The following is a 16,045-nucleotide window of genomic DNA, read 5'->3' as shown; positions in this document are numbered from 1 at the left end:
TGTTGCAGTGAGGAAGACAGCGCCCCCTCCCACCATGAAATCCGGACTGAGTTTTCTGATCGCCGCCCGCCGCTGCGAAATCGACGAGCTGGACCGGCTCGCCCGCACCAGCGAGCTGGTGGGTGTGATCGGCCGCCTCGTCCATGCGCTGCAGCGCGAACGGGGCATGTCGAACATGTTCCTCGCCTCGCACGGCGGCCGCTTCGCAGACCAGCGCGGCCCGCAGATCGCCGAATGCATGGCGCTCGAGCAGGAGGTGCGCGCCGGCTTCGACCAGCTCGAAGCCGACGACCACCGCGGCGCAGGCGCCGGCAACAGCGCGCGCCTGTTCAGCCGCATCGCCTGGGTCATCCCGGGCCTGGACGCCCTGCCCGCCCTGCGCCGCCGCATCGATGCGCTCGCGCTGAAGCCGCAGCAGTCCACCGCAGCCTTCGCCAAGCTCGTTGCCGGCCTGCTGTCGGTGGTGTTCGAGGCGGCCGACGGCTCCACCGACCCCGAGATCTCGCGCCTGCTGGTCGCGATGTTCAACTTCATGCAGGGCAAGGAATTTGCCGGCCAAGAGCGCGCCTTTGGTGCGGCGGCATTGGCGCTGGGCCGCAGCGACGAGGCGCAGCGCCTGCAATGGCTGCACCTGATCGAGTCGCAGGAGCGCTGCTTCCAGGTGTTCACCGATTTCTCCGGCCAGGCGGTGCTCGCGCTCTGGCGCAACAGCCAGCCCGATGCCGAAGTGGCCGAGCTCGAACGCATCCGCCGGCGCGGCGCCACCTCCGCCCCGGCCGACGTGCCGCTGAGCCAGGCCTGGTTCGACTGCTGCACCCGCCGCATCGACGCCATGAAGACCGTGGAAGAGCGCCTGGCCGCAGTCTTGCGCGCACTGTGCGAGCACAAGACCGCGCAGGCGCGCAGCGAGTTGCAGGACTACCGGCAGCTGCTGGACACGCTGGCGCCGCAGGCAGGCGCCCGCGCCCTGTTCTTCGACGACGCCGACGCGCAGGCCGCCGCGCCCGCCCGGCTCGGCCGCCACCTCGAACGCTCGGTGCTCGACATGGTCCAGGAACAGTCGCATCGCCTGCAGGCCATGAGCGACGAGCTCGAAACCGTGCGCGCCTCGCTCAACGAACGCAAGATCGTCGAGCGCGCCAAGGGCCTGCTCATGGCGCACCGCCGGCTCAGCGAGGACGAAGCGCACAAGATGCTGCGCCAGACCGCCATGAACCAGAAGCGGCGGCTGGTCGACGTGGCCGAGTCGATGCTGGCGATGGCCGACTACCTGCCCATGCTCGACCGCGCGCCCGCGCGCTGAAGCGGCTTGGCCGTTCAATTTGGTGCAGTGCACAACAACCGTGCGGCCGGCGCTGCGCAGTCCGATCGATCCTTCGCCCGCGCCGCGCCGCTGCATCGAGCTACCTTCTTGATAGCGGCGCGCCGGACCTGAAAGCTGGCACACCGCTTGCAAGCATCTCGTTCGTAGCCCTCCAAGGGTCTTCAGGCAGGCGGCACCCAACGGCGGGTGTTTGCCACCGAACCGGACAAAGGCGTCCCCATCCCGCAAGGGCTCGTTTTCGAGCAGCCCCTGCGCGGTGCGGACGCCTTTTTTGTTTTTGTCTTCCGTCTTTTGTTTGTTCGCCTTCAACCGGAGCCCCGCCCCATGACCGACCTGCTCAAAACCCGCCTCAGCCGACGCCGCGTCCTGCAAGCCGCTGCCATCGGCGCCGTCGGCATCGACCCCGCGCTGCGTGCCGCCGTCTGGGCCCAGGGCTCGGACAAGCCCGAGAAGGAAGAAGTGAAGATCGGCTTCATTCCGCTGACCGATTGCGCCAGCGTGGTAATGGCCTCGGTGCTGGGCATCGACAAGAAGTACGGCGTGAAGATCGTGCCCAGCAAGGAAGCCAGTTGGGCCGGCGTGCGCGACAAGCTCTCCAACGGCGACATCGACATGGCGCACGTGCTCTACGGCATGGTCTACGGCATGCACCTCGGCCTGAGCGGCCCGAAGAAGGACATGGCCGTGCTCATGACCCTGAACAACAACGGCCAGGCCATCACGCTGTCGAAGAAGCTCTCGGACAAGGGCGCTGTCGATGCGGCCTCGCTCGCCAAGCTGATTGCCACGGAGAAGCGCGAATACACCTTCGCGCAGACCTTCCCCACCGGCACGCATGCCATGTGGCTCTACTACTGGCTCGCCTCGGCCGGCATCGACCCGTTCAAGGACGTGAAGAACATCGTCGTACCTCCTCCGCAGATGGTCGCCAACATGCGCGTGGGCAACATGGACGGCTACTGCGTGGGCGAGCCCTGGGGCCAGCGCGCCATCATGGACGGCATCGGCATCACGGCCATCACTTCGCAGGATATCTGGAAGGACCACCCCGAGAAGGTGCTGGGCTGCACCGCCGAGTTCACCAAGAAGTATCCGAACACCGCGCGCGCCGTGACCGCAGCCATCCTCGAAGCCAGCAAGTGGATCGACGCCGGCCTGCAGAACAAGAACAAGATGGCCGAGACCATTGCCGACAAGAGCTACGTCAACACCAGCGTGGACGCGATCAACCAGCGCATCCTGGGCCGCTACACCAACGGCCTGGGCAAGAGCTGGGACGACCCCAACCACATGAAGTTCTACAACGGCGGCGCCGTGAACTTCCCGTACCTGTCGGACGGCATGTGGTTCCTCACGCAGCACAAGCGCTGGGGCCTGCTGAAGGAGCACCCCGACTACCTGAAGGTGGCCACCGAGATCAACCGCATCGACATCTACAAGCAGGCCGCCGCCGCCACGCAGACGCCCGTGCCCAAGGAAACCATGCGCACCAGCAAGCTGTTCGACGGCTCGGTCTGGGACGGCAAGGATCCGAAGAAGTACGCAGAGTCGTTCAAGTTGCACGTTTGATGTTCGAGGAGAAACACACCATGGTCAGCGCTGTATTTCATTCGCCCCTGAACGCATCCCTCCCTCTCCCGCGTGCGGGAGAGGGCCGGGGTGAGGGTGTGGCCCGCGCCGAGGCGGCCCCTCACCCCAACCCTCTGCCCCGCGCGCAGAAGGAGCAAAAACCGAGAACACCACTCGACCTGCGCGCCTTCTGGATGCGCGTGCTGCCGCCGCTCGCGGGCTTCGGCCTGCTGCTGCTGATCTGGGAAATCGTGGCCATGAAAAGCACCACCGGCTTCCCGACGCCCGCCGCCACCTGGCAGCAGGCCGTGACCGTGTTCAGCGACCCGTTCTACAGCAAGGGCCCGAACGACCAGGGCGTGGGCTGGAACGTGCTCTCGTCGCTGCAGCGCGTGGCGCTGGGCTTCGGGCTGGCGGCGCTGGTGGGCATTCCGGCCGGCTTCGCGATCGGGCGCTTCGAGTTCCTCGCGCGCATGTTCAACCCGCTGATCAGCCTGCTGCGCCCGGTGTCGCCGCTCGCGTGGTTGCCCATCGGCCTGCTGGTGTTCAAGGGCGCCAACCCGGCCGCCATCTGGACCATCTTCATCTGCTCGATCTGGCCGATGGTCATCAACACGGCGGTGGGCGTGCAGCGCGTGCCGAGCGACTACATGAATGTGGCCAAGGTGCTGAACCTGAGCGAATGGAAAATCCTCACGAAGATCCTGTTCCCCGCCGTGCTGCCCTACATGCTGACCGGCGTACGGCTGGCCGTGGGCACCGCGTGGCTGGTGATCGTGGCGGCCGAAATGTTGACCGGCGGTGTCGGCATCGGCTTCTGGGTGTGGGACGAGTGGAACAACCTCAACGTCGCCAACATCATCATCGCGATCTTCGTGATCGGCATCGTCGGCCTCGTGCTGGAGTTCGCGCTCATCAAGCTTGCGACCGCATTCACGTTCGAAGAGGTGAAGTCATGATCAACGAATCCAAGTACATCGAGATCCACGGCGTCGAGCAGGCCTTCAAGACGCCCAAGGGCCGCTTCGTCGCGCTGCGCGACGTGAACCTGAACGTGGCCAAGGGCGAGTTCATCACGCTCATCGGCCACTCGGGCTGCGGCAAGTCGACACTGCTGAACCTCATCGCCGGGCTCACCACGCCCACCGAAGGCTCGCTGCTGTGCGCCAACAAGGAAATCAAGGGCCCCGGCCCCGAGCGCGCGGTGGTGTTCCAGAACCACTCGCTGCTGCCCTGGCTCACCTGCTTCGAGAACGTGTACCTCGCGGTCGAGCGCGTGTTCGCGGCCACAGAGAGCAAGGCGCAACTGCGCGCGCGCACCGACGCGGCGCTGGCGCTGGTGGGTCTCACGCCCGCCGCGCAGAAGCGCCCCGGCGAGATCTCCGGCGGCATGAAGCAGCGCGTGGGCATTGCACGCGCGTTGTCGATGGAGCCCAAGGTGCTGCTGATGGACGAGCCCTTCGGCGCGCTCGACGCCCTCACGCGCGCCAAGCTGCAGGACGAGCTGCTGGCCATCGTGCAGAAGACGCGCAGCACGGTCGTCATGGTGACGCACGACGTCGACGAGGCGGTGCTGCTGAGCGACCGCATCGTGATGCTGACCAACGGCCCGGCCGCCACCATCGGCGACGTGCTCGCGGTCGACATTCCGCGCCCACGCAATCGCGTCGAACTGGCCGAAGACCCGGCCTACGTGCACGCGCGCAAGGCCGTGATCGACTTCCTCTACACGCGCCAGGCGCACGTGGAGAAGGCCGCGGCCTGACAGATCGACACAGCGCCCAGGCGCGTCGAGCCATGCCTTCCTTCCGGCAAACACCGCGGAACCGGCTTTGCCGGGCCGTTGGTGTTGCCCCCTGCAGCCTGGGGGCGTGCCAGGTTCAGGACATGATCACTTGCAGGCTGTGCTCGTACGATGCCGTGAGGCGCTCGAAGGTGTCGACCAGCGCGTCGCTGGAGCGCACCAGCGTGGCGCGGCCATCGGCGCTGTCGAGTGCGTGCACGCCGCCGACCAGCCGCAGCCATTCGTCGCGGGCGCTGGCCAGCGCGGCGCGGATCTCGGTGGTGCTGAGCGGGGCGCGCTCGAGTTCGAGCAAGGCGGCCTCGAACTCGGCCATGGTGGGCACCAGCCGCGCGTTCGCGGCTTTCTCTTTCAGCGCGGCAGCGAGCAGCGCGTCTTTCGCAAGCCGCTGGGCGCGCATGCGCTGCCGTCCGCAGATGTTGACGATGCGCAGTGCGCGCCGCGCGCCCGAGGCTTCGAGTGCCTCGGTCAGCGCCTCCGCGGCCGAGAGCAGCACTTCGGCGCGCTGGTCGACGTGGGCCAGTCCCGCCGCCGTGGGCCGCGCCGTCAGGGCCGGGGCCAGCCCGCTCCATGCGGCTTGCGCCTGTGCGAGCGCCTGCGCGCCAGCCGCACCGAGCCCGAGGGCCGCCAGGTGATCGAGGTTCTGCTGCACCCGCTCGGCGGACTGCGTACGCAGCACCCGCGCCCGCTGCGCATCGATGCTGCCCAGCAGCTGCGCCGCCACGCGCACCAGCCGCTGCGAGAGCATGCGCAGCTGCCCGGCGCGGTTGATCGCGTCGGCCCACTGCGCCGCCTCGATGACCGAGCGCGACACCTCGCCCAGCCGCAGGTTGGCGTGCATCGCGGCGCCGCGCAGCAGGCCGAAGGCCTCGTCCTCGCCGATGCCGCGCGCGGACATCAGCAGGCCCTTGGCGCGGTCGACCCATTTGCGCTCGTCCATGCGGGTGCGCAGGCTCTCCAGTTCGGTGCGCAAGGCGCTCTCGCGCTGCCAGCGGGCCTGGGCGCGGGCGGTGAGCGCCGCGAGCGACGCGGCGGCGAATCCATCGGCCTGCATCCACGCGTGCACGCCGAGCTGCGCCAGCTCTTCGTGCTGCGCGCCGCTCAACGGCCCGCTGACCAGGCTCAGCGCGCACGGCGGCGCGCCAGACCACGCGCGCAGCGCCTCGAGCAAGGCGGGCGTGGGCAAGGGCAGGCAGATCAGGGCCTGGGCCGGGGCCAGCGCCTCGACCTGCCGCACGAAGGTGCCGCAGTCCGCGCAGCCGGCCACATCGAGACCGGCGTCGGACAGCGCCCGTGCAAGCGCCTCGGGCAGCACGGGACCGGCAGTTTCATCGGACAGGACAACGAGAAGGGACATCTTGGAAAAGCGGTGTGGGAACGCACCGCGAGCATAGGCCACGCCCGCTCGAATTCGCAGGCACGGCTCTTGCATGAAGCGAGCCGCGGTGTAACGAAGCACCGCTTTGGTGATGCTGCAGGCTCCTGCATCCGGCGCGGCCACGCACAGGCCGCGCGCACCCCTACGCCGACGGCATCCGCTGCCGGCAATCCGTCTACAACCCCGTCCGTCGACACGACCTTTCCAGGGTCGCGCCGCGGCTTTTTGCACCTTTGAATGCCATGTCCAGTTTCAAGAACTTCTTGCAGTCAGGCCACAGCCCGACACTGTTCGCGGCCTTTCTGTACTTCTCGTTCTCCTGCTGCATCTGGGTGCTCAACGGCGCCATGGCGCCCTTCATCGGCGAAACCTTCAGCCTCTCGCCGGCGCAGAAGGGCCTGATGCTGTCGGTGCCGATCATCGCGGGCGCGCTGATGCGCTTTCCGCTGGGCATCCTGTCGCAGTACATCGGCCGCAAGAAGGCCACGCTGGTCGAGATGGGCCTGATCGCGGTGGCGATGCTGTTCGGCTTCTTCTTCGTCAAGAGCTTCAACAACTTGCTCGCCATGGGGGTGCTGCTGGGCATCGCGGGCGCGAGCTTCGGCGTGGCGCTGTCGCTGGGCTCGGGCTGGTTCCCGCCGCAGCACAAGGGCCTGGCCATGGGCCTCGTGGGCGCGGGCAACGTGGGCACCGCGGTGTCGGTGCTGGTGGCGCCGCCGCTCGCGCTGTGGCTGGGCTGGCAGGCGGTGTACGGCGTGGCCGCGGTCGCCATCCTCATACCCATGGTCGTGATGGTGGTGTTCGCCAAGGAACCGCCGGACGTGAACGCCCATTCGAGCTTCCGCGAGCACATCGCCTGCCTGTTCGAGAAAGACGGCTGGGTGTTCAGCCTGATCTACGGCGTGACCTTCGGCGGCTTCATCGGCCTCACGACCTTCCTGCCCTCCTACTACTACGACCAGTTCGGTGTGAGCAAGGTGCAGGCCGGCCAGCTGACCATGCTCGCGGCCTTCATGGGCGCGGCGGTGCGCATCGTGGGCGGCTGGCTCTCCGACCGCTGGGGCGGTGTGAACACGCTGACCGTGGTGCTGCTGGTGGTGGCCGTGAGCCTCGTGCTGGTGGGCGTCTCGTCGGGCTCGTTGACCGTTACCACGCTGGTGCTGATCGCGTGCTTCGCTGCGCTGGGCGCGGGCAACGGCGCGCTGTTCCAGCTGGTGCCGCTGCGCTGGCCCGCGAGCACGGCGGTGGCCGGCTCGATGATCGGCGAGATCGGCGCGCTGGGCGGCGGCCTCGTGCCCAACGCCATGGGCCTGTCGAAGCAGTACCTGGGTAGCTACGTCTGGGGCTTCGTGTTCTTCGCGCTGCTGTCGCTGGTGATGCTCGGCGTGATGCGCGTGATGCAGATCCGCTGGACCCGCACCTGGGCCGAGAAGGGTGGCCGTGCGCGCGTGATGCCGCAATCGCCGTCAGCAGGGCGCCTCGCATGAACCCAAGCGCCTTCTTGCCAGGAACACCGTGGAACCGGCTTTGCCGGGCCACCGGTGTTGCCCCCGGCGAGGGGGTTGGCGGCCACACGAAGTGGGCAAGCCTGGGGGTGGTTTCAATGCGGCAAGAACAGCAGCCACACGATGAGCAGCACGTTGAACAGCACCGACACACCGAGCGCGAGCTGGTAGAGCGCAAGCGGGTCGCGGCGGATCAGCGGCGTGGCGGCGGGCGCGTTCACCGGGCGGGAGGCGCCGCGCTCCAATGCGAGCAGCAGCTCCTCGGCGGTTTCGAAGCGCTCGCGCGGATCGCGGGCAACGGCCTTGCGCACAAGGTGGTCGAGCCAGATCGGCACGTCGGGCCGCAGGCGCGAGAGCGCGACCGGGTCTCGCCGGTAGCGCGCCACCTGGTAGGGCTCGATCTCGCCGTAAGGCAGGTGGCCGGTGAGCCACTGGTACAGCGTGACGCCGAGCGCGAACAGGTCGCTGCCCGCATCCGCCACGCCACCCTCCTCCCATTGCTCGGGGTTGATGTAGCTCGGCGTGCCGGCATGAAGTTCGCGCTGCGCCGCGCCTTCGCGGCCGGACAGCGCCACGCCCAGGTCGATGATGCGCCAGCGGCCGTCTTCGCCCAGGTGCAGGTTGCCCGGCTTGATGTCGCGGTGCACCACGCCCTGGCGGTGCAGCCGGCCGAGCGCACGGCTCAGCGCGATGGCGGCGGGGACCACCTCGGCCACCGCGCCGCGCGCGTTCGCCTTGCGCAGTTGCTCCAGCGTGCGGCCGCCATGCCAGTCGAACACGATGTACAGCGCGCTCGCGTTCTCGGCCCGCTCGTGCACGCGGACGAAGCCGCTGTCCTCGCGGGTGCCGACGCGCAAACCGAGCCACGCCTCGTGCGCCAGCATCGCGCGCTCCTGCGGATCGCCGGCGCGCGAGGGGTGCAGCGTCTTCAGCGCGACCAATTGGCGCGTGAGCGGATGGCGCGCCTGGTACAGCAGGTGCACACCGGTGTCGGCCACCAGCGCGGTGATGGCGTAGCCGTCGAGCACGTCGCCGACCTTCAGGGCGGGCGGCGGTGCGAGCCGGCGGCCGTCGCCGAGTTCGTCGTCGAGCTGCCGCGCGTCGAGCCCCACCACGCGGATGACCAGCGCGGTGGCGTTGTCGCGGGTGCCGGCCTCGAGCGCCGCGTGCACCAGCGCCTCGCTGGCCGCTTCGGCGTCGCCCTGCAAGGCCAGCGCAGCCACCTGCTGCGGCTTGAGCACGCCGTGCACGCCGTCGGAACTCAGCACGAAGCAGTCGCCCACGCGCACGTCGCCCTGCACGTAGTCGACGCGCACCTGGTCGTCGAGGCCGATGGCGCGCGTCAGGCGGCTGCGCATGTCGGGATGGTCGAAGGCATGGTCCTGCGTGAGCGGCACGGCCGGCTCGCCGCCCGCGCGAACGCGCCAGGCGCGCGTGTCGCCCACGTGTGCCAGCGTGTAGCCCTGGCCGTGCAGCACCAGCGCGGTGAGCGTGGTGAGCGCCGTGCCGCCGCCGTCCTTGCCCTGGCGCCGGCGGTTGTGGTCGGCCAGCCAGCCGTTCTGAGCGCCGATCAAACGGTCGAGCGCGGCGGTCGGTTCCCAGGTGTCGGGCGTGGCGAAGTAGTCGGCCAGCAGGCCCATCACCGTGGTCTGCGCCGCCTCGCGGCCATGCCCGCCGCTGGACACGCCGTCGGCAATGGCCGCAATGAGGCCGCGCGCCTCGTCGCCGGGCGGCGCATGCACCGCGCCGGCGAAGTCTTCGTTCAGCTCGCGCGGTCCGCGCTGGCTGCTGTAGCCGATATCCACTTCAAAGCTCATGGCGCGATTCTCCACGCGCGCCGCGGGCACTCGCTTGCTTGATTCGACGAAAGGTAGGGCCCCATGAAGAAAATGAAACTCGTGATGGTCGGCAACGGCATGGCCGGCGTGCGCACGCTCGAAGAGCTGCTGAAGATCGCGCCTGACCTGTACGACATCACCGTCTTCGGCGCGGAGCCGCATCCCAACTACAACCGCATCCTGCTGTCGCCTGTGCTGGCGGGCGAGCAGACGGTCGACGAGATCGTGCTCAACAGCTGGGAGTGGTACAGCGACAACCACATCACGCTGCACGCCGGCAAGAAAGTGGTCGAGATCGACCGCGTGAAGCGCATCGTGCGCGCGGAAGACGGCACCGAGGCCGCCTACGACCGCCTGCTGATGTGCACCGGCTCCAACCCCTTCATGCTGCCCGTGCCGGGCAAGGACCTGAAGGGCGTGATCGCCTACCGCGACATCGCCGACACCGACTACATGATCGAGACCGCGCGCACGCACAAGAACGCGGTGGTCATCGGCGGCGGCCTGCTGGGGCTCGAAGCAGCCAACGGCCTGATGCTGCGCGGCATGACCGTGACGGTGGTGCACGTGATGCCCTGGCTCATGGAGCGCCAGCTCGACGACGTGGCGGGCAAGCTGCTGCAGAAGTCGCTGGAAGACCGCGGCCTGAAGTTCCTGATGGGTGCGCAGACGCAGGACCTCGTCGGCGACGAGGATGACGGCAAGAGCGGCCGCGTGAAGGCCATCCGCTTCAAGGACGGCACCGAGGTCGCGGCCGACCTCGTGGTGATGGCCGTGGGCATCCGCCCCAACGTCGAGCTGGCCGAGAAGATGCGCCTGCACTGCAACCGCGGCATCGTCGTCACCGACACCATGCAGACCGTGACCGATGCGCGCATCTACTCGGTCGGCGAATGCGCGGCGCACCGCGGCATTGCCTACGGGCTGGTCGCGCCGCTGTTCGAGCAGGCCAAGGTGGCGGCCAACCATCTTGCTCAGTTCGGCATCGGCCGCTACCTGGGCTCGCTGACCTCCACCAAGCTGAAGGTGACGGGCATCGACCTGTTCTCGGCCGGCGAGTTCATGGGCGGCGAAGGCACGGAAGAAATCGTCATGAGCGACCCCTTCGGCGGCGTCTACAAGAAGCTGGTGCTCAAGGACGACAAGCTGATCGGCGCCTGCCTCTACGGCGACACGGTCGACGGCAGCTGGTACTTCAAGCTGCTGCGCGACGGCCGCAGCGTGCACGACATCCGCGACAAGCTGATGTTCGGCGAATCGAACATCGGCGACACCGGCCACGAGGGCCACAGCAAGGCCGCGAGCATGCCCGACGATGCGGAGGTGTGCGGCTGCAACGGCGTGAGCAAGGGCACCATCTGCAAGGCCATCAAGGACAAGGGCCTGTTCACGCTCGACGAGGTGAAGAAGCACACCAAGGCCAGCGCGAGCTGCGGCTCGTGCACCGGGCTGGTCGAGCAGATCCTGATGTTCACGGCCGGCGGCGACTACTCGGCCACGCCGAAGAAGAAGGCCATTTGCGCCTGCACAGACGTCAGCCATCAGGACGCGCGCGACGCGATCCGCAAGCAGCACTACCTCACGCACGACGAGGTGTACCGCAACCTCGGCTGGCGCACGCCCAACGGCTGCGCCACCTGCCGCCCGGCCATCAACTACTACCTGATCAGCACCTGGCCGAAAGAGGCGAAGGACGATCCGCAGAGCCGCTTCATCAACGAGCGCAGCCACGCCAACATCCAGAAGGACGGCACCTACTCGGTCATCCCGCGCATGTGGGGCGGCCACACCACGCCCGACGAGCTCCGGCGCATCGCCGACGCGGCCGACAAGTACAAGATCCCGACCGTCAAGGTCACGGGCGGCCAGCGCATCGACCTGCTGGGCGTGAAGAAGGAAGACCTGGAGAACGTCTGGAAGGACATCGGCATGCCCAGCGGCTTTGCCTACGCCAAGTCGCTGCGCACCGTGAAGACCTGCGTGGGCAGCGAATGGTGCCGCTTCGGCACGCAGGACAGCACGCAGATGGGCAAGGACCTGGAGCGCGCGCTGTGGGCCATGTACTCGCCGCACAAGGTCAAGCTGGCGGTATCGGGCTGCCCGCGCAACTGTGCGGAGGCCGGCATCAAGGACGTGGGCGTGATCGGCGTCGACTCGGGCTGGGAAATCTACGTGGGCGGCAACGGCGGCATCAAGACCGAAGTGGCCGAGTTCCTCGTCAAGGTGAAGACCAGCGAAGAGGTGATGGAGTACGCGGGCGCGTTCCTGCAGCTGTACCGCGAAGAGGGTTGGTACCTGGAACGCACGGTGCACTACATCGGCCGCGTGGGGCTGGACTACGTGAAGAAGCGAATCCTCGAAGACGCGGAGGCCCGCAAGACGCTGTGGGAGCGCCTGCAGTTCGCGCTCGACGGCGAACCCGATCCGTGGTTCGAATCGGCGCAGGCCTCGGTCGACGTGCGGCAGTTCACGCCGCTGAGCGCATGAAGCGCAGGGCCTTCATCGCGGCCGCCGCCGGCATGGGCGTCGGGCTGGGCGCGAACGCCCAGGTCGCCGACCTCAACGACGCGATCAACAAGGCGGGCCGCCTGCGCATGCTGTCGCAGCGCACGAGCAAGGCGTATCTGGCGCTGGTGCAGAAGGTGGAATCGCGCAACGCGCAGCAGGTGCTCGACAAGTCGGTTGCGCTGTTCGAGCGCCAGCTCGGCGAGCTCAAGGCCTTCGCGCCCAGCACGGCCATCCGCGCCACCTACGAATCGCTCGAGGGCGCCTGGGTCGCGTTCAAGAACGAACTCACCGACGCCGGGCCCGGCAGGGAACAAGCCGCCCGGGTCGTGAAGCTTGACGCCGCCGTGCTCGCGCTGGCCAACCAGGGCACCGCGCAGTACGAGGCCGCGTCCGGCAAGCCGGGGGGCAAGCTCGTGAACATCGCGGGCCGCCAGCGCATGCTGTCGCAGCGCATGGCCAAGTTCTACCTGGCCACGGCCATGCAGATCGACCCGGCCGGCAGCACGGCCGAGATCGGCAAGTCGCGCACCGAATTCCTGGCCGCGCTCGAAGTGCTGCGCAACGCGCCCGAAGCCACCGCGCAGATCAGGCAGGAACTGGTACTGGCCGATGCGCAATGGATGTTCTTCAACCGGGGCCTGCAGCGCCTCGATGGCGCCGGCGCGTCGCCCGCCCTGATGTCCGACGTGTTCGTCGCCAGCGAAAACCTGCTGGCGATCATGGACCGCGTCACTGGCCTGTACTCAGAAATCAAGACATAGATAAAAAGAGAGCCCACCATGAGCGATTGGAAAGTCATCTGCCGCATCGACGACATCCCCGTGCTCGGCGCCCGCCGCGTGGCGCGGCCCGCCGGCGTGGACGTGGCCGTGTTCCGCAATGCCGAGGACCAGGTGTTCGCGCTGCTCGACCGCTGCCCGCACAAGGGCGGCCCGCTGAGCCAGGGCATCGTGTTCGGCACCAGCGTGGCCTGCCCGCTGCACAACTGGGCCATCGGGCTGGACGACGGCTGCGCCAGGTCGCCCGACGAAGGCTGTACGCCGAAGTTCGCCGTGAAGCTGGAAGACGGCGTGGTGCACCTCGATGCGGGCGAACTGGCCACGCATGCCATCGACCTGGAACGCCCGGTCGCCGGCCCGAAGCCGTTCGCGACGCTGTCGGTCCTTCCACTGGAATAACGCATGACGCAAGAGACGCGCTCCACCTGCCCCTACTGCGGCGTAGGCTGTGGCGTCATCATCGAATCGAGTGGTGACGAGATCACCGGCGTGCGCGGCGACCCCGACCATCCGGCGAACTTCGGCCGCCTGTGCACCAAGGGCTCGACGCTGCACCTCACGGCCAGCGCCACGGTCACGCGGCAGACGCGGCTGCTGCAGCCCATGCAGCGCCTCGTGCGCGGAGAAGCGCCCACTGCCGTGGCATGGAACACCGCGCTCGACAACGCCGCCGGCAAGTTCGCGCAGGTGATCCGCGACCACGGCCCCGACGCGGTGGGCTTCTACGTGTCGGGCCAGCTGCTGACCGAGGACTACTACGTCTTCAACAAGCTCGCCAAGGGCCTGGTCGGCACCAACAACGTCGACACCAACTCGCGCCTGTGCATGAGCAGCGCGGTCGCCGGCTACAAGCAGACGCTGGGCGCCGATGCGCCACCGGCCTGCTACGACGACCTGAAGCATGCCGACTGCCTGTTCATCGTGGGCAGCAACACGGCGTGGGCGCACCCCATTCTTTTCCGCCGCATCGAGGACGCGAAAGCCGCGAACCCGGCGCTGAAGATCATCGTGGCCGACCCGCGCCGCACCGACACGGTCGAGATCGCCGACCTGTTCCTGCCCATCCAGCCCGGCACCGACGTGATGCTGTTCAACGGCATGCTGCACCTGATGCTGTGGGAAGGCTGGATCGATGCGAAGTACATCGCCGCCCACACCAGCGGCTTCGACGCGCTGAAGGCCACCGTGCGCGAATGCACGCCCGACAAGGTGGCGCAGGTCTGCGGCATCCCGAAGGACGACCTGCTCGCGGCCGCACGGCTGTTCGCTACCTCGCCCGCGACGCTGAGCCTGTATTGCCAGGGCCTGAACCAGTCCTCCAGCGGCACGGCGAAGAATGCCGCGCTCATCAACCTGCACCTGGCGACCGCGCAGATCGGCCGGCCCGGCGCGGGCCCGTTCTCGCTGACCGGCCAGCCCAATGCGATGGGTGGGCGCGAAGTCGGCGGCCTGGCCAACCTGCTGAGCGCGCACCGCGACCTGGCGAACCCCGACCACCGCGCCGAAGTGGCCGCGCTGTGGGGCGTGCCCTCGGTGCCCGAGAAGCCGGGCAAGACGGCGGTGGAGATGTTCCAGGCCGCGGCCGACGGCGAGATCCGCGCGCTGTGGATCGCCTGCACCAACCCGGCGCAGTCGATGCCCGACCAGGCCACGGTGCGCCGCGCGCTGGAGCGCGCCGAGTTCGTGGTGGTGCAGGAAGCCTTCGCTACCACCGCCACCTGCGCCTTCGCCGACCTGCTGCTGCCCGCCACCACCTGGGGCGAAAAGGAAGGCACCGTGACCAACAGCGAGCGCCGCATCTCGCGCGTGCGCCCGGCCGTTGCCGCACCCGGCGAGGCACGCAACGACTGGTCGATTGCGGTGGCGTTCGCGCACCGGCTCGAACGCCAGCTGGGCCGCGCGTCCACGCTGTTCCCGTACGAGACGGCCGAATCGGTCTGGAACGAACACCGCGAATCGACGCGCGGGCGCGACCTGGACATCACCGGCCTGAGCTACGCGATGCTGGAAACCGCCGGTCCGCAGCAATGGCCGCTGAAGGAAGGCGAAAGCACCGGCCGCATTCGCCTGTACGAAGACGGCGTGTTCCCCACGCCCGACGGCCGCGCCCGCTTCGTCGACACCGTCTACAAGCCGGTGGCCGAGGCCCGCGAGGCGCGCTACCCCTTCTCGCTGAACACCGGCCGCCTGCGCGACCAGTGGCACGGCATGAGCCGCACCGGCACGGCCGGCCGGCTGTTCGGGCACGTGTCGGAGCCTGTGGTGCAGATGAACGCGCAGGACATGGCGCGCCGCCAGATCGGCGAAGGCGACCTGGTGCACCTGACCTCGAAGCGGGGCTCGATCATGCTGCCCGCGCGCGCCAGCGCCGAGATCGGCCTGAGCCAGGCCTTCGTCGCCATGCACTGGGGCGAGGAATACCTGAGCGGCTGCTCGTCGACCGGCGTGCGGCTTGCGGGCATCAACGCGCTCACCACGCCGGCCTACTGCCCGACGTCGAAGCAGCCCGAGCTGAAGCACACGCCGGTGAAGATCCTCAAGGCCGAGCTGCCGTGGTCGCTGCTGACCATGGCCTGGCTGCCCGCCGACGCGGCGCTGACCGCGCACCGCGCGCTGCAGCCGCTGATGGCGCTGTTTCCTTTTGCGACCTGCGTGCCGTTCGCGGGCAACACCCAAGGCCAGGAGCGCAGCGGCATCCTGTTCCGCGCCGCCGCGCACGACGCGCCCGACGAGGCGCTGGTCGAGAAGATCGAAACCCTGCTCGGCCTGCAGACCGCCGACACCCTGCGCTACGCCGACCGCCGCCGCGGCCAGCGCCGCTCCGCGCGGCTGGTGCGCCGCGCCGACGGCAGCGCCGGCCTGGAAGCCTTCCTGCTGGGCGGCGACACCAGCGCCGAAGCCTGGATCGCCACGCTGCTGCGCGAGGAACTGCCGGCGCAGAGCTACGGCCGGCTGTTGCTGTCGCCAGGTTCGAAGGCGCCGGTGGCGGTGCAGTCGCGCGGCAAGATGGTGTGCACCTGCTTCAACGTGGCCGACGTGGCGATCCAGACCGAGCTGGGCCGCTGCAGCGGTACAGCCGACGAGCGGCTGGCCAAGCTGCAGGGGGCGCTGAAGTGCGGCACGAACTGCGGATCGTGCATTCCGGAACTCAAGCGGATGGTGCGGGCTACGGCGGCCGAATCCGAGGCGGTCACCCCATGACTCCCCGTCTTGCTCCCTCCCCCGCTGGGGGAGGGCTGGGGTGGGGGCAAGCGGCGCGCCTATGGGACGCTCTGCCTGCCCCCATCCCAACCTTCCCCCAAAGGGGGAAGGAGCCAATCCAATGCATAAGCCACCTCGCATT

11 protein-coding genes are annotated in these 16,045 nt (G+C 68.6%); 9 read left to right on the top strand and 2 right to left on the bottom strand.

Annotated features, from left to right (window positions below; translation table 11 throughout):
• Nucleotides 1-34 precede the first annotated feature (34 nt).
• From ASC92_RS04995 to ASC92_RS04980, 4 genes are all read left to right on the top strand, one after another.
• On the top strand, nt 35-1,303 hold the full coding sequence (locus tag ASC92_RS04995; RefSeq protein ID WP_056511067.1) for a nitrate regulatory protein: 1,269 nt from the start codon (nt 35-37) through the stop codon (nt 1,301-1,303).
• 345 nt (nt 1,304-1,648) lie between these two features.
• Nucleotides 1,649-2,893 (top strand): CmpA/NrtA family ABC transporter substrate-binding protein, encoded by a 1,245-nt coding sequence (locus tag ASC92_RS04990; protein ID WP_056511063.1) that lies wholly within the window; start codon nt 1,649-1,651, stop codon nt 2,891-2,893.
• Between the two features lie 20 nt (nt 2,894-2,913).
• Complete coding sequence (gene ntrB / locus ASC92_RS04985) at nt 2,914-3,852, top strand: nitrate ABC transporter permease (protein ID WP_082519499.1); 939 nt, start codon at nt 2,914-2,916, stop codon at nt 3,850-3,852.
• Nucleotides 3,849-4,658 carry an ABC transporter ATP-binding protein gene (locus tag ASC92_RS04980; RefSeq protein WP_056511056.1) on the top strand — a complete coding sequence of 270 codons (810 nt, stop codon included), beginning with the start codon at nt 3,849-3,851 and terminating at the stop codon, nt 4,656-4,658. The genes ntrB and ASC92_RS04980 overlap by 4 nt, the downstream gene beginning before the upstream one ends.
• Nucleotides 4,659-4,773: 115 nt before the next feature.
• On the opposite strand, the gene ASC92_RS04975 is transcribed toward ASC92_RS04980, so the two are convergent.
• Nucleotides 4,774-6,051: an ANTAR domain-containing protein gene (locus tag ASC92_RS04975; RefSeq protein ID WP_056511885.1), complete on the bottom strand. Its 1,278-nt coding sequence runs from the start codon at nt 6,049-6,051 to the stop codon at nt 4,774-4,776.
• Between the two features lie 263 nt (nt 6,052-6,314).
• Here ASC92_RS04975 and ASC92_RS04970 point away from each other — a divergent pair, with 263 nt between their 5' ends.
• On the top strand, nt 6,315-7,559 hold the full coding sequence (locus tag ASC92_RS04970) for an MFS transporter (protein ID WP_056511054.1): 1,245 nt from the start codon (nt 6,315-6,317) through the stop codon (nt 7,557-7,559).
• 113 nt (nt 7,560-7,672) lie between these two features.
• On the opposite strand, the gene ASC92_RS04965 is transcribed toward ASC92_RS04970, so the two are convergent.
• Entirely contained in the window at nt 7,673-9,394 is a 1,722-nt protein-coding gene (locus ASC92_RS04965; RefSeq protein ID WP_056511882.1) for a bifunctional protein-serine/threonine kinase/phosphatase, read from the bottom strand.
• Nucleotides 9,395-9,457: 63 nt separating this feature from the next.
• Here ASC92_RS04965 and nirB point away from each other — a divergent pair, with 63 nt between their 5' ends.
• The 4 genes from nirB to ASC92_RS04945 are packed head-to-tail and all read left to right on the top strand — an operon-like array spanning nt 9,458 to nt 15,903.
• Nucleotides 9,458-11,902, top strand: coding sequence for a nitrite reductase large subunit NirB (gene nirB, locus ASC92_RS04960; protein ID WP_056511051.1), 2,445 nt, complete (start codon nt 9,458-9,460; stop codon nt 11,900-11,902).
• Nucleotides 11,899-12,684 carry a type IV pili methyl-accepting chemotaxis transducer N-terminal domain-containing protein gene (locus tag ASC92_RS04955; RefSeq protein WP_056511048.1) on the top strand — a complete coding sequence of 262 codons (786 nt, stop codon included), beginning with the start codon at nt 11,899-11,901 and terminating at the stop codon, nt 12,682-12,684. Before nirB ends, ASC92_RS04955 begins: the two co-directional genes overlap by 4 nt.
• 18 nt (nt 12,685-12,702) lie before the next feature.
• Complete coding sequence (nirD, locus tag ASC92_RS04950) at nt 12,703-13,101, top strand: nitrite reductase small subunit NirD (protein WP_056511044.1); 399 nt, start codon at nt 12,703-12,705, stop codon at nt 13,099-13,101.
• A 3-nt stretch (nt 13,102-13,104) separates the two neighbouring features.
• Nucleotides 13,105-15,903, top strand: a complete 2,799-nt coding sequence (locus tag ASC92_RS04945) for a nitrate reductase (RefSeq protein WP_056511041.1) — start codon at nt 13,105-13,107, stop codon at nt 15,901-15,903.
• Nucleotides 15,904-16,045: the final 142 nt, after the last annotated feature.

It is taken from the genome of Variovorax sp. Root411 (genome assembly GCF_001425205.1).
Lineage (GTDB): Bacteria > Pseudomonadota > Gammaproteobacteria > Burkholderiales > Burkholderiaceae_C > Variovorax.
This window is presented reverse-complemented; position numbering and strand designations above follow the sequence as displayed.

Coding starts and splice junctions, on each gene's coding strand:
- ASC92_RS04995 (WP_056511067.1), top strand. CDS start 35: ATGAAATCCGGACTGAGTTTTCTGATCGCCGCCCGCCGCTGCGAAATC.
- ASC92_RS04990 (WP_056511063.1), top strand. CDS start 1,649: ATGACCGACCTGCTCAAAACCCGCCTCAGCCGACGCCGCGTCCTGCAA.
- ntrB (WP_082519499.1), top strand. CDS start 2,914: ATGGTCAGCGCTGTATTTCATTCGCCCCTGAACGCATCCCTCCCTCTC.
- ASC92_RS04980 (WP_056511056.1), top strand. CDS start 3,849: ATGATCAACGAATCCAAGTACATCGAGATCCACGGCGTCGAGCAGGCC.
- ASC92_RS04975 (WP_056511885.1), bottom strand. CDS start 6,051: ATGTCCCTTCTCGTTGTCCTGTCCGATGAAACTGCCGGTCCCGTGCTG.
- ASC92_RS04970 (WP_056511054.1), top strand. CDS start 6,315: ATGTCCAGTTTCAAGAACTTCTTGCAGTCAGGCCACAGCCCGACACTG.
- ASC92_RS04965 (WP_056511882.1), bottom strand. CDS start 9,394: ATGAGCTTTGAAGTGGATATCGGCTACAGCAGCCAGCGCGGACCGCGC.
- nirB (WP_056511051.1), top strand. CDS start 9,458: ATGAAGAAAATGAAACTCGTGATGGTCGGCAACGGCATGGCCGGCGTG.
- ASC92_RS04955 (WP_056511048.1), top strand. CDS start 11,899: ATGAAGCGCAGGGCCTTCATCGCGGCCGCCGCCGGCATGGGCGTCGGG.
- nirD (WP_056511044.1), top strand. CDS start 12,703: ATGAGCGATTGGAAAGTCATCTGCCGCATCGACGACATCCCCGTGCTC.
- ASC92_RS04945 (WP_056511041.1), top strand. CDS start 13,105: ATGACGCAAGAGACGCGCTCCACCTGCCCCTACTGCGGCGTAGGCTGT.